Origin of the sequence: Alkalibacillus flavidus (genome assembly GCF_040545925.1) — a bacterium.
GTDB lineage: Bacteria > Bacillota > Bacilli > Bacillales > Alkalibacillaceae > Alkalibacillus > Alkalibacillus flavidus.
Map to the genome: position 1 here is coordinate 272,228 of NZ_JBEPMX010000001.1, position 15,638 is coordinate 287,865.

15 protein-coding genes are annotated in these 15,638 nt (G+C 39.6%); all 15 read left to right on the forward strand.

Translation table 11 applies throughout. From position 1 onward, the window contains the following. Position 1 precedes the first annotated feature (1 nt). The 15 genes from ymfI to mutS all read left to right on the forward strand — a co-directional run bounded on the left by ymfI (position 2) and on the right by mutS (position 15,620). Complete coding sequence (gene ymfI / locus ABID56_RS01390) at positions 2-730, forward strand: elongation factor P 5-aminopentanone reductase (protein WP_354218653.1); 729 nt, start codon at positions 2-4, stop codon at positions 728-730. A 70-nt stretch (positions 731-800) separates the two neighbouring features. Continuing rightward, on the forward strand, positions 801-1,058 hold the full coding sequence (locus tag ABID56_RS01395) for a DUF3243 domain-containing protein (RefSeq protein WP_354218655.1): 258 nt from the start codon (positions 801-803) through the stop codon (positions 1,056-1,058). 191 nt (positions 1,059-1,249) lie between these two features. Beyond that, positions 1,250-2,047, forward strand: a complete 798-nt coding sequence (locus ABID56_RS01400; RefSeq protein ID WP_354218657.1) for a DUF3388 domain-containing protein — start codon at positions 1,250-1,252, stop codon at positions 2,045-2,047. A 17-nt stretch (positions 2,048-2,064) separates the two neighbouring features. Next, positions 2,065-3,000 carry a RodZ domain-containing protein gene (locus ABID56_RS01405; RefSeq protein WP_354218659.1) on the forward strand — a complete coding sequence of 312 codons (936 nt, stop codon included), beginning with the start codon at positions 2,065-2,067 and terminating at the stop codon, positions 2,998-3,000. Between the two features lie 66 nt (positions 3,001-3,066). After that, complete coding sequence (gene pgsA, locus ABID56_RS01410) at positions 3,067-3,645, forward strand: CDP-diacylglycerol--glycerol-3-phosphate 3-phosphatidyltransferase (RefSeq protein WP_354218661.1); 579 nt, start codon at positions 3,067-3,069, stop codon at positions 3,643-3,645. Continuing rightward, positions 3,642-4,883 (forward strand): competence/damage-inducible protein A, encoded by a 1,242-nt coding sequence (locus tag ABID56_RS01415; protein ID WP_354218663.1) that lies wholly within the window; start codon positions 3,642-3,644, stop codon positions 4,881-4,883. Before pgsA ends, ABID56_RS01415 begins: the two co-directional genes overlap by 4 nt. A gap of 88 nt (positions 4,884-4,971) precedes the next feature. Continuing rightward, positions 4,972-6,015: a recombinase RecA gene (gene recA / locus ABID56_RS01420; RefSeq protein ID WP_354218665.1), complete on the forward strand. Its 1,044-nt coding sequence runs from the start codon at positions 4,972-4,974 to the stop codon at positions 6,013-6,015. A gap of 247 nt (positions 6,016-6,262) precedes the next feature. Next, entirely contained in the window at positions 6,263-7,828 is a 1,566-nt protein-coding gene (gene rny, locus ABID56_RS01425; protein WP_354218667.1) for a ribonuclease Y, read from the forward strand. Positions 7,829-7,922: 94 nt separating this feature from the next. Further along, the gene (locus tag ABID56_RS01430; protein WP_354218669.1) at positions 7,923-8,720 is read left to right on the forward strand and encodes a TIGR00282 family metallophosphoesterase; all 798 of its coding nucleotides are present in this window, start codon (positions 7,923-7,925) and stop codon (positions 8,718-8,720) included. A gap of 112 nt (positions 8,721-8,832) precedes the next feature. Then, on the forward strand, positions 8,833-9,093 hold the full coding sequence (locus ABID56_RS01435; protein WP_017186088.1) for a stage V sporulation protein S: 261 nt from the start codon (positions 8,833-8,835) through the stop codon (positions 9,091-9,093). A gap of 132 nt (positions 9,094-9,225) precedes the next feature. Then, entirely contained in the window at positions 9,226-10,134 is a 909-nt protein-coding gene (locus tag ABID56_RS01440; protein WP_354218672.1) for a dipeptidase, read from the forward strand. Positions 10,135-10,269: 135 nt separating this feature from the next. After that, positions 10,270-11,841 carry a tRNA (N6-isopentenyl adenosine(37)-C2)-methylthiotransferase MiaB gene (gene miaB, locus ABID56_RS01445; RefSeq protein ID WP_354218674.1) on the forward strand — a complete coding sequence of 524 codons (1,572 nt, stop codon included), beginning with the start codon at positions 10,270-10,272 and terminating at the stop codon, positions 11,839-11,841. 3 nt (positions 11,842-11,844) lie between these two features. Continuing rightward, positions 11,845-12,255: a YlbF/YmcA family competence regulator gene (locus tag ABID56_RS01450; protein WP_354218676.1), complete on the forward strand. Its 411-nt coding sequence runs from the start codon at positions 11,845-11,847 to the stop codon at positions 12,253-12,255. 180 nt (positions 12,256-12,435) lie between these two features. Beyond that, positions 12,436-12,966: an outer spore coat protein CotE gene (gene cotE / locus ABID56_RS01455; protein ID WP_354218678.1), complete on the forward strand. Its 531-nt coding sequence runs from the start codon at positions 12,436-12,438 to the stop codon at positions 12,964-12,966. 101 nt (positions 12,967-13,067) lie between these two features. After that, the gene (gene mutS, locus ABID56_RS01460; RefSeq protein WP_354218680.1) at positions 13,068-15,620 is read left to right on the forward strand and encodes a DNA mismatch repair protein MutS; all 2,553 of its coding nucleotides are present in this window, start codon (positions 13,068-13,070) and stop codon (positions 15,618-15,620) included. Positions 15,621-15,638 lie beyond the last annotated feature (18 nt).

Here is a 15,638-nt window from a genome sequence, read left to right on the forward strand (position 1 = left end):
TGTGAAAACGGAAACGGTTCTCGTAGTCGGAGCTAGTAGTGATATTGGTGGGGCGATTGTGCATTCATTAGCAAATGACAATCCAAACAGGCAATTCGTTTTACATTATCATCAAAATCATGAAGCACTAAATAACTTAATCGACCTTTTAGATGAAGAACGTGTGCTTATGACCGTACAAGCTGACTTAGCGACAGATAAGGGGATTAACGATTTAATACAATCGATCCCCTTTGATATTGAAACGATTATATTTGCGCAAGGCCAAGCGTATTCTGGATTATTACTGGATACCCCTGATGACGTTATGGATCAATTATATTATGTGCATGTTAAATCGACGGCTATGATAACAAGACACTTTCTTCCGTCGATGACTCGACAACAATCAGGGCAAATCGTCGTGGTGTCATCTATTTGGGGTGAAGAAGGTGTCAGTTATGAAGTGTGGTATTCGATGATGAAAAGTGCTCAAAACCATTTCGTCAAATCGTTAGCAAAAGAAGTGGGCCCATCTCAAATACGTGTAAACGGTGTTACGGCAGGTTTTATTGAGACCAAAATGAACAACCACTTAAATGATACAGAACGCCAAGAGTTGTTAGCTGACATACCGCTTCACCGTGCAGGTCATCCAGAAGACATTGCTTCAGCTGTTAAGTTTTTATGTTCAACAGAATCATCTTATATCAATGGTCATTTAATGCAACTTAATGGTGGTATGGCATAAGATAACTTCCATGTATAATCGGTTCTTTTCTGTTTAAACTAAAGGTGATGACAGAAAAGGAGGCTTTCTTATGTCTGTAATGGATAATTTTGAACAATGGAAAGACTTTTTAGGCGACCGGCTTCATCAAGCACAAGATCAAGGTGTTGATCAGCAAGCAATTAATCAACTCGCTTATCAAGTCGGGGAACATTTAGCGACCCAAGTGGATGCTAAAAATGATGAAGAAGCGATGTTACGCGATTTATGGAATGTTGCATCAGATGAAGAACGTCATACGATCGCGAATATGATGGTGAAATTAGTGCAGGATGAAGGTACCCATTAATCATGTAGGGACCTGAAAGCCGAGTTAAGGAGCAATCCTTAGTTCGGCTTTTTTTAATGTACAGGTTCATTGATTGAATGATATGAATTTTTATTCATAATTTATGACGTTCTACCTTTTCATCGCCACGAAAATAATTTATGATAGACTTAACACGTATGAAAAAATGTGGAATAGAAAGGCTGATTCTAGTGACAGATGATCGCAAAGATTGGTACTTAGAATATGAAATCAAACATAATCGGCCTGGTTTACTTGGTGATATATCGTCTTTACTCGGTATGTTATCGATTAATATTATTATGATAAATGGTGTTGAAAACCAACGTCGAGGGATGTTGCTTCTTTGTAAAGATGATAGACAAATCGACCGTCTCGTTAGTATATTGAACACGATGCAAACTATTCGTGTGACGAAAATTAGACGTCCGAAATTGCGTGACCGTTTAGCGGTGATGCACGGGCGATATATTAAGAGCGATTCAGACGATAAAAAGACATTTCGTTTCGTTCGTGATGAACTTGGTTTACTCGTTGATTTTATGGCTGAACTGTTTCAAAAAGACGGCCATGTGTTAATTGGTATTCGAGGTATGCCACGTGTTGGTAAAACCGAATCGATTGTGGCTGCAAGTGTTTGCGCCAATAAACGGTGGTTATTTTTATCTAGTACATTATTAAAACAAACGGTCCGAAGTCAGTTAATTAAAGATGAGTATGGATCTGATAATTTATTTATTATTGATGGCATGGTGTCGGTGAAGCGTTCAACTGAAAAACATTGGCAGCTCATCCGTGAAGTGATGGGAATTCCTGCTGTTAAAGTGGTTGAACATCCGGAAGCATTTGTGCAAAATTCCGAGTATACACTAGACGATTTCGATTATTTTATTGAATTGCGTAATAGTGTTGATGAAGAAATTGAATACGAGCAAATACAAAAACCACAATTCGATGAACAAGATGGTTTTTCGATGTTTGATTTTTAAATGGATGGTGTTAACTCATGGAAATAGGAGAAAGACTAAAAGAGGCTAGAGAATCAAAAGGGCTTTCGATCGAACAAGTGGCAGAAGAAACGAAAATTCAAAAACGATATTTAACAGCCGTTGAATCACACGATTGGTCGACAATGCCAGGTAATTTTTATATCCGTGCTTTTATTCGCGAGTACGCTAACGCTGTCGGATTAAATGGGGAAGAATTGTTAGAAGAGCATAGTCAAGAACTACCAGAAACGTCGAGTGAAACACCCAATTATCAATATGTGACGCCAACACGCTCGTCTAGTAAATCGTCGAAAAACAATAAGCAAATGTTTTCGATCATTCCTAAATTACTCGTCTTTATTTTAATTATCGGCATTGGCTTTGCTATTTGGTATTCGGTTGTGAACTTTATTCAACCAGCTATGTCAGACGAAGGGAATGCCGACGAGCCTCAAGATATTATTAGTGCGCCAGAAGACGAAGAAGACGATCAAGAAGGTCAAAATTCTGATGCCACTAATGATGACAGTACAAATGATAGTGAACAAAATAATGACTCTGAATCATCAGAAGATCCGACAGACGAAGAAACCGAGCAACCTGAGCCGACGTTAGAAGTCGCTAATGTTGATGAAAGTGGTACGCCACGCACAGTCTATCAATTATCCAATGCGAAAACGATGGAAGTGACGTTATCGACTGATAGTGAATCGTGGTTAGAAGTGAACACAACGGAAAATGGCGAGAGTTCTCAAGCGTTTTCAGGTATGTTTACGACGAGTGATTCACCTACAACTTATTCATTCGAGGAAGGATCAGCGGAAGTTGAGCTAAATATTGGTCGAGCGAGTTCGCTTAATATTGAAGTGAATGGTCAACCGCTTACTTACGAAATTGATCCAAACGAAACAGTGCGCCAATATATTGTATTGCAATGGGAAAACGAATCCTAGTCATAAATCCTTTGCCTTCGTTGCAAAGGATTTATTTGTCGAAATGACTCATACGGAGGTAGAAATATGAATATACCAAATAAAATTACGCTTTCACGTTTGTTTTTGATCCCGATTTTTATCGTTTTACTTGTCGTTCCGTTTAATTGGGGAACCATCGATATTGGCGATTATCAATTACCTATCGCCCATCTAATAGCTGGTGTGTTATTTATCATTGCATCATTAACGGATTGGCTTGATGGTTACTACGCTCGGAAATATAATCTTGTTACCAATATGGGGAAATTTCTCGATCCGTTAGCGGATAAACTACTCGTATCAGGTGCTTTAATTTGTCTCGTAGAATTAGGGATGGCACCTGCATGGATTGTGATCATTATTGTCAGTCGTGAATTTGCAGTAACAGGCTTACGTCTTGTGGCATCTGGCGAAGGTGTTGTGTTAGCGGCAAGCCAAATGGGGAAATTGAAAACGACATTACAAATTGGTTCAGCGGCTTTTCTCATCTTGCACCACTTCCCATTTTCCTACATCGGTTTTCCGATCGGGACTGTTTTATTGTATCTCGCTGGACTGGTTACTGTCATTTCAGGGTATGATTACTTCAAGAAAAATTGGCATGTTATGAGGGATTCGAAATGACGACACGATGTGAAATTATTTCTGTTGGTACCGAGTTATTATTAGGACAAATTGTCGATACAAATGCGACTTGGTTATCAGAGCAATTAAATAATATCGGGATAAACGTGTATTATCATCAAACGGTAGGCGATAATCACGAGCGGTTACAAGCCGTATTTGAACGAGCGCAAAGTCGTTCGAATGTGATCGTCGTAACCGGTGGCCTTGGTCCAACTGAAGACGATTTAACGAGGGAAGTCGCAGCAGAATTGTTCGATACGACACTAGAGATTGATGCAGCATCCATGGCTAAAATTGAGCATTTTTATCAAGAAAAAAATATCGAGATGACCGAAAACAATCGCAAGCAAGCCCTCGCCTTTCGAGGTGGAGAAGTGTTGGCGAATCCAATCGGTATGGCGCCTGGATTAACGTATCATCATGAAGGGACATTGTGGATTTTTCTCCCTGGTGTTCCAAAAGAAATGAAACAATTGACGACTGATCTTGTGATCCCGTACTTACATAAACAGCAACTATCGGCAGGTAGACTGTTTTATCGTACGTTATATTTCCAAGGAATCGGCGAGTCAGCGCTTGAAACAGAATTACTCGATTTAATGCAAGCTCAAACGAATCCAACAATTGCTCTTTTAGCAGGGGATGGATATGTCACATTACGATTAGCGGCTAAATCAGTTGATGAAACGGAGTCGCATCATCTGTTTGATCAAATCGAACAGGTCATTTCGTCTCGCGTTGGTTCTTTTATCGTTGACCAACCAAAAACGATTGTGGAACGGGTTGTCAGTCAGTTCAAACATCATCGTTTAACATTGGCTTCTTGTGAAAGTTTAACAGGTGGTTTGTTTTCTTCGACACTCATTAGTTATGAAGGTGTATCATCATTTTATAGTGGTAGTTTAGTGACTTATAACAATGAGGCCAAGCGTGAAATAGCTGGTGTAGATGACACCATTTTAGAGCGTGACGGCGCAGTAAGTGAGGCGTGTGCGAAAGCAATGGCAACTGGTGCAGCTCAAAAAATGAACGCTGATGTCGCAATTAGTTTTACGGGAGTAGCAGGTCCAGATAATCAAGGCCATATTCCAGCTGGTACAGTTTATATTGGGCTTTTTCACAAAGGTCAAACGACGTGTTATTCATATCAGTTCCCAGGTGGACGAGATGACGTTCGACAAGCGGCAGTAGAACGTGGATTTAAAGTGTTACATCATGAACTACGCAACGAATAAAAAAACAGAACAAATATTCGCTTTTTGCTTGGCAAACGATTCAATTCATAGTATTATAGATATAGTTATAAGAAAGGGGAATGAGAAAATGAGTGACCGTCAACAAGCGTTAGACATGGCATTAAAACAAATAGAAAAACAATTTGGTAAAGGCTCCATTATGAAATTAGGCGAACAGGAAGGCCAAGCGATCTCGACAGTTTCGAGTGGATCATTAGGCCTTGATGTTGCTTTAGGTGTCGGAGGTTATCCGAGAGGTCGTATTGTCGAAATATACGGTCCGGAATCGTCTGGTAAAACAACAGTCGCTCTACACGCAATTGCTGAAGCGCAAAAGCAAGGCGGCCAAGCAGCATTTATCGACGCTGAGCACGCTTTAGACCCTGTTTATGCACGCAATTTAGGTGTCAATATTGAAGAGTTATTACTGTCACAGCCTGACACGGGCGAACAGGCACTAGAGATTGCTGAAGCACTCGTTCGTAGTGGTGCTGTTGATATTATCATTGTCGACTCTGTTGCTGCCTTAGTGCCTAAAGCAGAAATCGAAGGTGAAATGGGTGATGCACACGTCGGTTTACAAGCACGACTCATGTCACAAGCCCTTCGTAAGTTATCAGGTGCGATTAATAAATCGAATACGACAGCGGTATTCATTAACCAAATCCGTGAAAAAGTCGGGGTCATGTTCGGTAACCCTGAAACGACTACAGGTGGTCGTGCGCTGAAGTTCTATTCATCAGTACGTTTAGAAGTACGCCGCGCTGAAACATTGAAGCAAGGTAACGACATGGTCGGTAATAAAACCCGTCTTAAAGTGGTGAAAAACAAGGTAGCACCACCATTTAAGCAAGCGGAAGTCGACATTATGTATGGCGAAGGTATTTCTCGTGAAGGTGAATTGATTGATATTGGCGCGAATTTAGATATTGTTCAAAAAAGTGGCGCTTGGTTCTCATATAATGGCGACAAACTAGGTCAGGGTCGCGAAAATGCTAAACAATATTTAAAAGACAACCCATCTGTTTATGAACAAATTTACAGTGAAATTCGTGCCCATTATGACATCGATGATGATAACGGAGCAGCTGAAGAAGCCGACGACAATCAAGAAAAACTTGATCTAGAATAGTCAATATAACACGCTGTTCAACATGCTCCTCATAGATGTTGAGCAGCGTTTTTTATGTTATGACATCATCAGACAAATATATAAATTGTTTGACAATTCCTTGACATGTTCACTAGACAAGCTTAAAATTAATATGTATAATTTTCATTTTATACTTTAATGCTTATGATGAATGATTGTACATTACCGACTGAAACGAAACGAAACGAAAGAATGAAACAATTTTATAGCAAGAGGAGGTGAAAGGATGGATAGTATGGCAATGGTAATCATCTCCATTTTGCTAGCTTTAGTTGTCGGTACTGTTGTTGGTTATTTAATTCGTCGTTCGATTGCAGAAGCTAAAATATCAAGTGCTGAAGAATTTGCACAAAAAATTGAAGATGAAGGCCGACGCAATGCAGAAGCAGCGAAGAAAGAAGCGCTGTTAGAAGCTCAAGACGAAACGCATCGTCTGCGTCAAGAGCAAGAACAAGAACTTCGTGAACGTCGAAATGAAGTACAAAAACAAGAGAATCGACTAGTGCAAAAGGAGGAGACTCTTGATCGTAAAAGCGAAACGTTAGATAAACGTGAGCTTACGTTAGAAAACAAAGAAACCTCACTAAACGAAAAACAACAACAACTTAATGAAGCTGAAAGCAAAGTGGAAGACATGTTAGCAACACAACAGGCAGAACTAGAACGTATATCTGGTTTAACCGAAGAGCAAGCTAAACAAGTGATTATTGACCGTGTAGAAAATGAAATGTCTCATGAAACGGCGATGATCATTAAACGTGAAGAGACAAAAGCGAAAGAAGAAGCGGATAAGAAAGCGAAAGATATTTTATCCTTAGCGATTCAACGCTTAGCTGCTGAACACGTATCAGAGACGACGGTTTCTGTTGTGAACTTACCAAACGATGAAATGAAAGGTCGTATTATTGGTCGTGAAGGTCGTAACATTCGAACACTCGAAACGTTAACCGGTATCGACTTAATTATCGATGATACACCTGAAGCCGTTATTCTGTCCGGTTTTGATCCGATTCGACGTGAAATCGCGCGAATCGCCCTTGAAAATCTCGTGCAGGACGGTCGTATTCATCCCGCACGCATTGAAGAAATGGTTGAGAAATCACGTCGTGAAGTGGATGATTACATTCGTGAAGTGGGTGAAGAAGCAACATTTGATATCGGCGCACACGGTATTCACCCAGACCTTGTTAAAATTCTCGGTCGCTTGAAATATCGTACAAGTTATGGTCAGAACGTCTTAAAACACTCATTAGAGGTTGCTTATTTATCAGGATTACTAGCAGCTGAATTGGGTGAAGACGAACAATTAGCTAGACGTGCTGGACTGTTACACGATATTGGTAAAGCAGTCGACCACGAGGTTGAAGGTAGTCACGTTGAAATTGGTAAAGAATTAGCTCAAAAATACAAAGAAAACGAGACAGTTATTAATGCTGTTGCTTCCCACCACGGTGATGAAGAAGCGACAACTGTTATTTCGGTCATCGTTGCAGCTGCTGACGCATTATCAGCTGCACGTCCAGGAGCTAGAAGTGAGTCGTTAGAAAACTATATTAAACGACTTGAAAAACTAGAAGAAATTGCGGACTCATACGAAGGGGTTGAAAAATCCTTCGCGATACAGGCAGGACGCGAAGTACGTATTATGGTACGTCCTGATGATATTGATGACGCGAAAGCTGTCACATTATCACGCGACATTCGTCATAAGATCGAAGAAGGATTAGAATATCCTGGTCACATTAAAGTCACTGTTGTTCGTGAAACACGGGCAGTAGAATACGCAAAGTAAGAAAGGGCGGCTCAATACGGGCCGTCTTTTATTTTGACTTCATATAGAAAATATGTAACGATTTTATTAGATAGTCATTAGAAAGGACGACATTATGAAAATACTATTTATCGGCGACATCGTCGGTCAACCAGGACGCCAAGCATTACAACAACAATTATCCCAACTCAAACGACAACACCGAGCCGATCTAACCATCGTGAATGGTGAGAATGCCGCTCATGGTAAAGGGATTACGAAAAAGATCTACCACCAAATACTCGAGTGGGGGGCTGATATTGTCACACTCGGTAATCACGCCTGGGATAAACGAGAAATTTTTGATTTTATCGATGAAACCGAGACACTTGTAAGACCAGCCAATTTTCCAGAAGGAACACCAGGAAAGGGTATGCAATTTGTTAATGTAGGCAAAACTAAAGTTGCGGTCATTAATGCACAAGGCAGAACATTTATGAATCCAATCGATGATCCGTTTACGGTGGTTGATGGGTTAATGGAACAAGCTCGAAAACAAGCAGACATTATTTTTGTCGATTTTCACGCTGAAGCGACGAGCGAAAAGCAGGCGATGGGGTGGTATTTAGATGGACGAGCTAGTGCTGTAGTCGGAACGCACACCCATATCCAAACGTCTGACAATCGAATTTTACCGAATCGTACAGCTTATATAACAGACGTGGGCATGACTGGACCTTACAATAGCATTTTAGGCGTTGATAAAGATGCTGTTATTCGCAAATTTAAAACTGGCCTACCAGTCAAGTTTGACGTTCCTGAGACGGATCAAACAGTCTTGAGTGGCGTCGTGGTAGATGTCGATTCTAAAACAGGTCAAGCCAATCGGATCGATCGTATCCTCGTGAATGATGATCATATGAATTTTGAATGAGTGGATTATTTGAATTTTTCGAACAATTCGTTCATAATATAAGTAATAGATCGTATAAATGCTGAATAGATTAATGTTGAGATCATTATAGTCATTGAAGGAGGAACTAGGAATGGAAATACTCAAAGTATCATCAAAGTCTAATCCAAACTCAGTTGCAGGTGCTTTAGCTAATGTGTTACGTGAAAGAGGGTCTGCGGAAATTCAAGCAATTGGAGCTGGTGCTCTTAACCAAGCTGTGAAAGCAGTCGCGATCGCAAGAGGATTTGTTGCTCCTAGTGGTGTAGACCTCATTTGTATTCCAGCATTTACAGACATTACGATCGAACAGGAAGAACGAACAGCGATTAAATTGATTGTAGAACCAAGATAAGACGTCACAAACGTACAAGGCTTCAAAGCTTTGTACGTTTATTTTTGTCCAAAAATTGCTAATGCTTGATCGCTATCAATCATGTAAGATAAATTTATATATTTTTAAAGTAGTTAAAGGGAGAGATAATTTATGATTGATATGCATTGTGATGTGTTACTAAAACTTTGGGAAGATTCAAGTAAAACATTTGAAGATGACGATTTACATATATCTTATAACAAATGGATGGAAAGCCCTGTCCAAGTCCAATATTTCGCGATTTTTGTCCCGCCTGAGATTGATTCGGATTATTTTCAAGCTACACTCGACATGGTTGATTTATTTCATCGTAAAATTATCGAACCTTATTCTAATATTAAATGGGTTCAGTCCAAAGAAGACATAGAAGCGTTAAAGCCACATGAGAAAGGCGCTATGCTTACGCTAGAAGGATGTCATGTCATAGGGGAAGACTTAGTTAAGCTGCGGACACTATTACGCTTAGGCGTTAAAGCAGTCGGTTTAACATGGAATACGGTCAATGCTGTTTCCGGTACGTGTGTTGAACAGGTTGACCAAGGTCTAACAGAATTCGGGAAACGTGTAGTTGAAACGATAAATGAGTATGATGCATTTGTCGATTGTTCTCACTTATCACCTGCTGGTATCGATGATGTCCTAAAACTGGCAGAAAAACCGATGATTTCGCATTCCAATGCTAAATCGGTTTATCATCATGATCGCAATATTTCTGATGATCATTTAAAACAATTTTTCGCTAAAAAAGCACCTGTCGGGGTGACGTTCGTGCCGTATTTTACGCAAAGCGATCGAGCGACGATTGACGATTTAATGGCCCATGTTGACCATATGTATCAATTAGGCGGACGAGATTCGATCGCATTCGGCTCCGATTTTGATGGTGTTACAGAAACGATTGATCACCTTCACGATATAACAGATGTCCATCACGTTATAACAGCGTTAAAAGACCGTTATGAATTGGCTGATGTTTATCGTATGACTTATGATAATGCTATTCGTTTATTAGATTCGTAATTATGACTGTTTCATGACATCTTTAAGGTTTTTAGGTTGTATTTTCAGGCTTATTATTGTTAAAATCCGTTTGAGCACTTATACTGATTATAGGTATGTACTAGGTTTTCGGTATTATATGAAAGGAGTCTTGTCATGAACGAAAAACAACGACATGAACAGAATCAAATAAAACAAAGTCATGCGTCTGATCAGGCAAGCGACGAACGTAATTTAGAACGTTTGAAAGACAAAACTTCAGATGATTTTATCAAATATTTTGAAGCAACCTATGAACCACCGAATCTAAGAAAAGCACAAAAACGTGGTAAACAAGATATTCAATATCATGATGATTTCGAAATAGAAGAACAGTTTCGTGATCTAGGTGTCGGCAAAAAATATTTAATTCGAACATACGGGTGTCAAATGAACGAACATGATACAGAAGTTATGTCTGGTATTTTAGAAGAGATGGGGTATGAAGCCACAACTGATCAAAAAGAAGCCGACATGATTTTACTTAACACATGTGCGATTCGTGAAAATGCGGAAAACAAAGTGTTTGGTGAACTTGGCCACTTAAAGTCATTGAAGGTCGAAAATCCTGACTTAATAATTGGCGTTTGTGGTTGTATGTCACAGGAAGAATCGGTTGTTAACCGTATTTTAGCGAAACATCATCATGTTGATTTAATTTTTGGTACACATAATATCCACCGTCTCCCACAGCTTGTTCAAAACGCTTACCTTAGTAAAGAACGCGTGGTTGAAGTTTGGTCTAAAGAAGGTGACGTGATTGAAAACCTTCCTAAACGTCGTAAAGGCCAAATTAAAGCATGGGTTAATATCATGTATGGTTGCGATAAATTCTGTACTTACTGCATTGTTCCGTACACGCGCGGTAAAGAACGTAGTCGCCGCCCAGAAGACATTATTCAAGAGGTACGCCATTTAGCTGCTCAAGGTTATAAAGAAGTCACATTCCTTGGTCAAAACGTGAATGCTTATGGTAAAGACTTAGATATTGATTTCGGTTTAGGCGATTTAATGGATGAAGTTCGTAAAATCGATATCCCACGGGTTCGGTTTACGACATCACATCCGCGTGATTTTGACGATCGTTTAATTGAAGTGTTAGGTAAAGGCGATAACTTAATGCCGCATATTCATTTACCGGTCCAATCAGGTAATTCTGATGTGTTAAAACTGATGGGTCGTAAATATACACGCGAGCAATACTTAGAACTCGTCGACAAAATAAAAGAAGCAATTCCGCATGCGACGTTTTCAACAGATATCATCGTTGGCTTCCCGAATGAAACGGAAGAGCAGTTTGAAGATACGATGACATTATATGATGAAGTCGGTTTTGAACATGCTTATACTTTCATCTTCTCACCACGCGATGGTACACCAGCTGATAAGTTTAAAGATGAGGTTACTGAAGATGAGAAGAAACAACGTCTTTATCGTTTGAATGATAAAGTAAATGCTTACGCGAAAGAAGCTATGAAGAAATACGAAGGTCAAACAGTTAAAGTTTTAGTTGAGGGTGAAAGTAAAAATAACCCTGACGTTTTAGCTGGTTATACAGAGCATAGTAAGCTAGTGAACTTCACAGGTCCTAAGTCTGCAATTGGTGACATTGTTGAAGTCGAAATTACTCAAGCTAAAACGTGGTCATTAGACGGCGTGATGGTTGAAGAAGCTGTAGAGGTGAAATAACAAATGGCACAATATACAAGACAAGAAGTGATTCAAGAAGCGAAAGATTTAGCGGAAAAGTTGTCTAAAATCGAAGAGATTGAACGTTTTAAGCAGCTTGAAGTTAAGTTGAACCAAAACAATAAAGTGCAATCGCATATTAAGAAAATTAAAGCATTACAAAAGCAAGCGGTCAATCTACAACATTATGAAAAATCAGAAGCGCAAAAGCGTGTAGAAGAAGAATTAGATCGTTTGCAACAAGAACTCGATGAGATTCCGGTTGTGCAAGAATTTAAAGAAACACAAGTTGTTGTAAATGATATTTTGCAACGTGTGACACAAACGATTGCCGAAGAAGTGACGAATGAAATTATTCGTTCTACGGGTGGTAACGTCTTAAAAGGCGAAACAGGAAAAGAGCTTAAATATTAATTGAAATCTCCGAACATTTGCGTGTTCGGAGATTTTTTGTGATCCCGGTCGTCACGTTGAACATTTCGTTAGGCACTTGCATAAAGATGACTATACAATATCTTAGTCGTCACGGTTTAATCACACCAAAAGCCTAGTGACCATAAGATAAAGTGGCGAAACGAAAAAGGAGGAACGTGTATGACAGGTCGAGATTATCGGGAAATTATTACGAAAGCAGTTTGTGGTAAAGGGAAGAAGTATACGGAATCATCGCACCATGTATCACCGAATTATAAACCGACCAGTATTTTAGGATGTTGGGTGATTAATCATCAATATGAAGCAACGAAACGCGGTCAGGTCGTCGATGTGAAAGGCACATACGATATTAATATATGGTATTCATATGCTGACAACACGAAAACAGAAGTGATCACAGAACGCAAACAGTATTCCGATCAAGTCCCTATTGTCATGAAAGATCAAAAATGCTTAACGAATCAATTTGATGTTGTAGCGAGAACGACGCAACAACCGAATACATTGGAGTGCGAGATTGACGAAAAACAAAAACAAATCCGTGTTGATTTAGAACGAGAATTTGTCGTCGATTTAATTGGTGAAACGAAAGTGTGGGCAAAAATTGAACCGAACGGATTTGATGAAGATGCGGTGGATTTTGATGGTTTAGAGTCAGAATTGGCTGATCTTGATGTAGACCGTGAGTAAATCAAGGCCATACAGTTGTTCATTCAACTGTATGGTTGTTATTTAAACGCTTATTTTATGCTATAATATCGGTTAGAGTACGACAATTGGAGGAACCATACATGGCTCAATATACGCCAATGATAGAACAATATTTATCCGTAAAATCTCAGCACAAAGATGCTTTCTTATTTTTTCGCTTAGGCGATTTTTATGAACTATTTTTTGATGATGCACTACAAGCAGCTAAAGAACTCGAAATCACCTTAACACAGCGTGATGGCGGTGAAGAAAAGATTCCGATGTGCGGTGTGCCGTATCACTCTGCTGAAAGTTATATTAAAACGTTAATCGATAAAGGCTACAAAGTCGCGATTTGTGAACAAGTTGAAGATCCGCAAGCAGCTAAAGGTGTTGTAAAACGCGAAGTCGTTCAAATTGTGACACCTGGTACGGTTATGGAAGGTAAAATGTTAGATGAAGCGGAGAACAATTTCATTTCATCGATTACACCTACTGACAATGGCTATGTCATTGCGTATGCTGACCTCTCAACAGGGGAAAGTTTTATCAGTCAACTGGAAGCGCCGATTAAAGATGTTATTAGCGAGTTGTACAACCGTCCGATTAAAGAGATTGTTCTTCCCGAAGCATTTCCCGAAGACGACAAGGCGTTATTAGCAGCTTATCTCAATGTAACACTATCGTTTGAAGAAGAGACGACGATTCCAGACACGTTTACATATTTAGTCGATGGATTAGAGAGTAAGGACTTAATTCAAGGGTTTGGTCGGTTATTTCAGTATATCCACCATTCACAGAAACGATTTTTAAGTCATTTACAACCTGTTGAATATGTCGCGCTTGAGCAATATATGAAGCTTGACTTATATTCCAAACGCAATCTCGAGTTAATGGAATCGATTCGTGACCAAAGCCAAAAAGGGACGCTTTTATCAGTCTTAGATAGGACATCGACTGCTATGGGAGCGAGACGATTAAAGAAGTGGATCGACAATCCGTTATTATCGAAGACAGCGATCGACAAACGACATAACCAAGTCGGTACGTTAATCGATTTCTTCTTTGAGCGGGAAGAACTACGCGATCAGTTAAAACTCGTTTACGATTTGGAACGACTAGCTGGGCGTGTATCATATGGCAATGTGAATGCGCGTGATTTATTGCAACTTAAGCAATCGTTAGCGGCGATACCTGCTATTAAAGAGACGCTTAACCAGTTTGATGATTCGCTTATTTCGGATTTATTAGGTGATATATCGGTGTACAGTACGATCTATCAATTGCTTGAAGATAGCATTCATGATGATCCTCCGATTGTCATTACAGAAGGTGGCATTATTAAAGACGGTTACGACGCTCAGCTTGATGAGTATCGTGAATCTTCACGTAACGGCAGACAATGGGTGGCACAACTTGAAGCGTCTGAACGTGAAGCAACAGGGGTTAAATCGCTTAAAGTAGGTTATAACAAAGTATTTGGCTATTATATTGAAGTGACGAAAGCGAATTTACATGCGATAGATGATGACCGTTACGAACGAAAACAAACATTAGCTAACGCCGAACGTTTTATTACGCCGGAATTAAAAGAAAAAGAAAAATTGATTTTGGAAGCGAAAGACAAAAGCATGGCGTTAGAGTATGATTTGTTTTTAGCCATTCGAGAAGAGATGAAGCAATATATTCCACGATTACAGCAATTAGCTGAGCAAATTAGTGAAATTGATGTGTTAGTCAGTTTTGCCTTTATTAGTGAAGAGTATAATTACGTTAAACCGACGATGAATCATGATCAGTCATTAGCTGTCTACGGTGCGCGTCACCCTGTTGTCGAACAAGTCATGCGCGATGAATTTGTGCCGAATGATTTTGAACTGGAACAAGGAACAGATATATTGCTTATTACGGGCCCGAATATGGCAGGTAAGAGTACATATATGCGCCAACTAGGGTTAATTGCGATCATGGCTCAGATTGGCTGTTTTGTACCAGTGAATGAAGCGGACTTACCGATTTTTGATCAAATTTTCACTCGTATTGGGGCAGCTGACGATCTCGTATCAGGACAAAGTACGTTTATGGTGGAAATGTTAGAAGCGCAAAATGCAGTTAGTCATGCGACGCCGAATAGTTTAATTTTATTCGATGAGATAGGGCGCGGAACAAGTACGTATGACGGGATGGCATTAGCTCAGTCCATTGTGGAATATTTGCATGATTACGTCGGTGCGAAAACCTTATTTGCTACACATTACCATGAATTAACGACGTTAGAAGATAATTTGGACCATTTGCGAAACGTCCATGTTGAAGTCGATGAACAAGACGGGGAAGTCGTCTTTTTACACCATATTAAACGAGGCAAAGCGGATAAAAGCTACGGAGTCCATGTGGCGAAATTAGCCGACTTACCTGATGAGATCATTGACCGGGCGAACTATTTATTACAAACGTTTGAAAGTACGCAAACGATTAAGGATGATCTCGTACAAGAACAGCAATTGACATTATTTGATGAGTCGAAGGAGCAATCAACACCTCAACAACTTGAAGTGTCAAAAGAAATCAATGATTTAAACTTGATGGAAATGACACCGATGGATGCGATGAACACGTTATATACGTTACAAAAACGATTAAAACAATCGTAAGTGAAAGGAGGCGTGAGC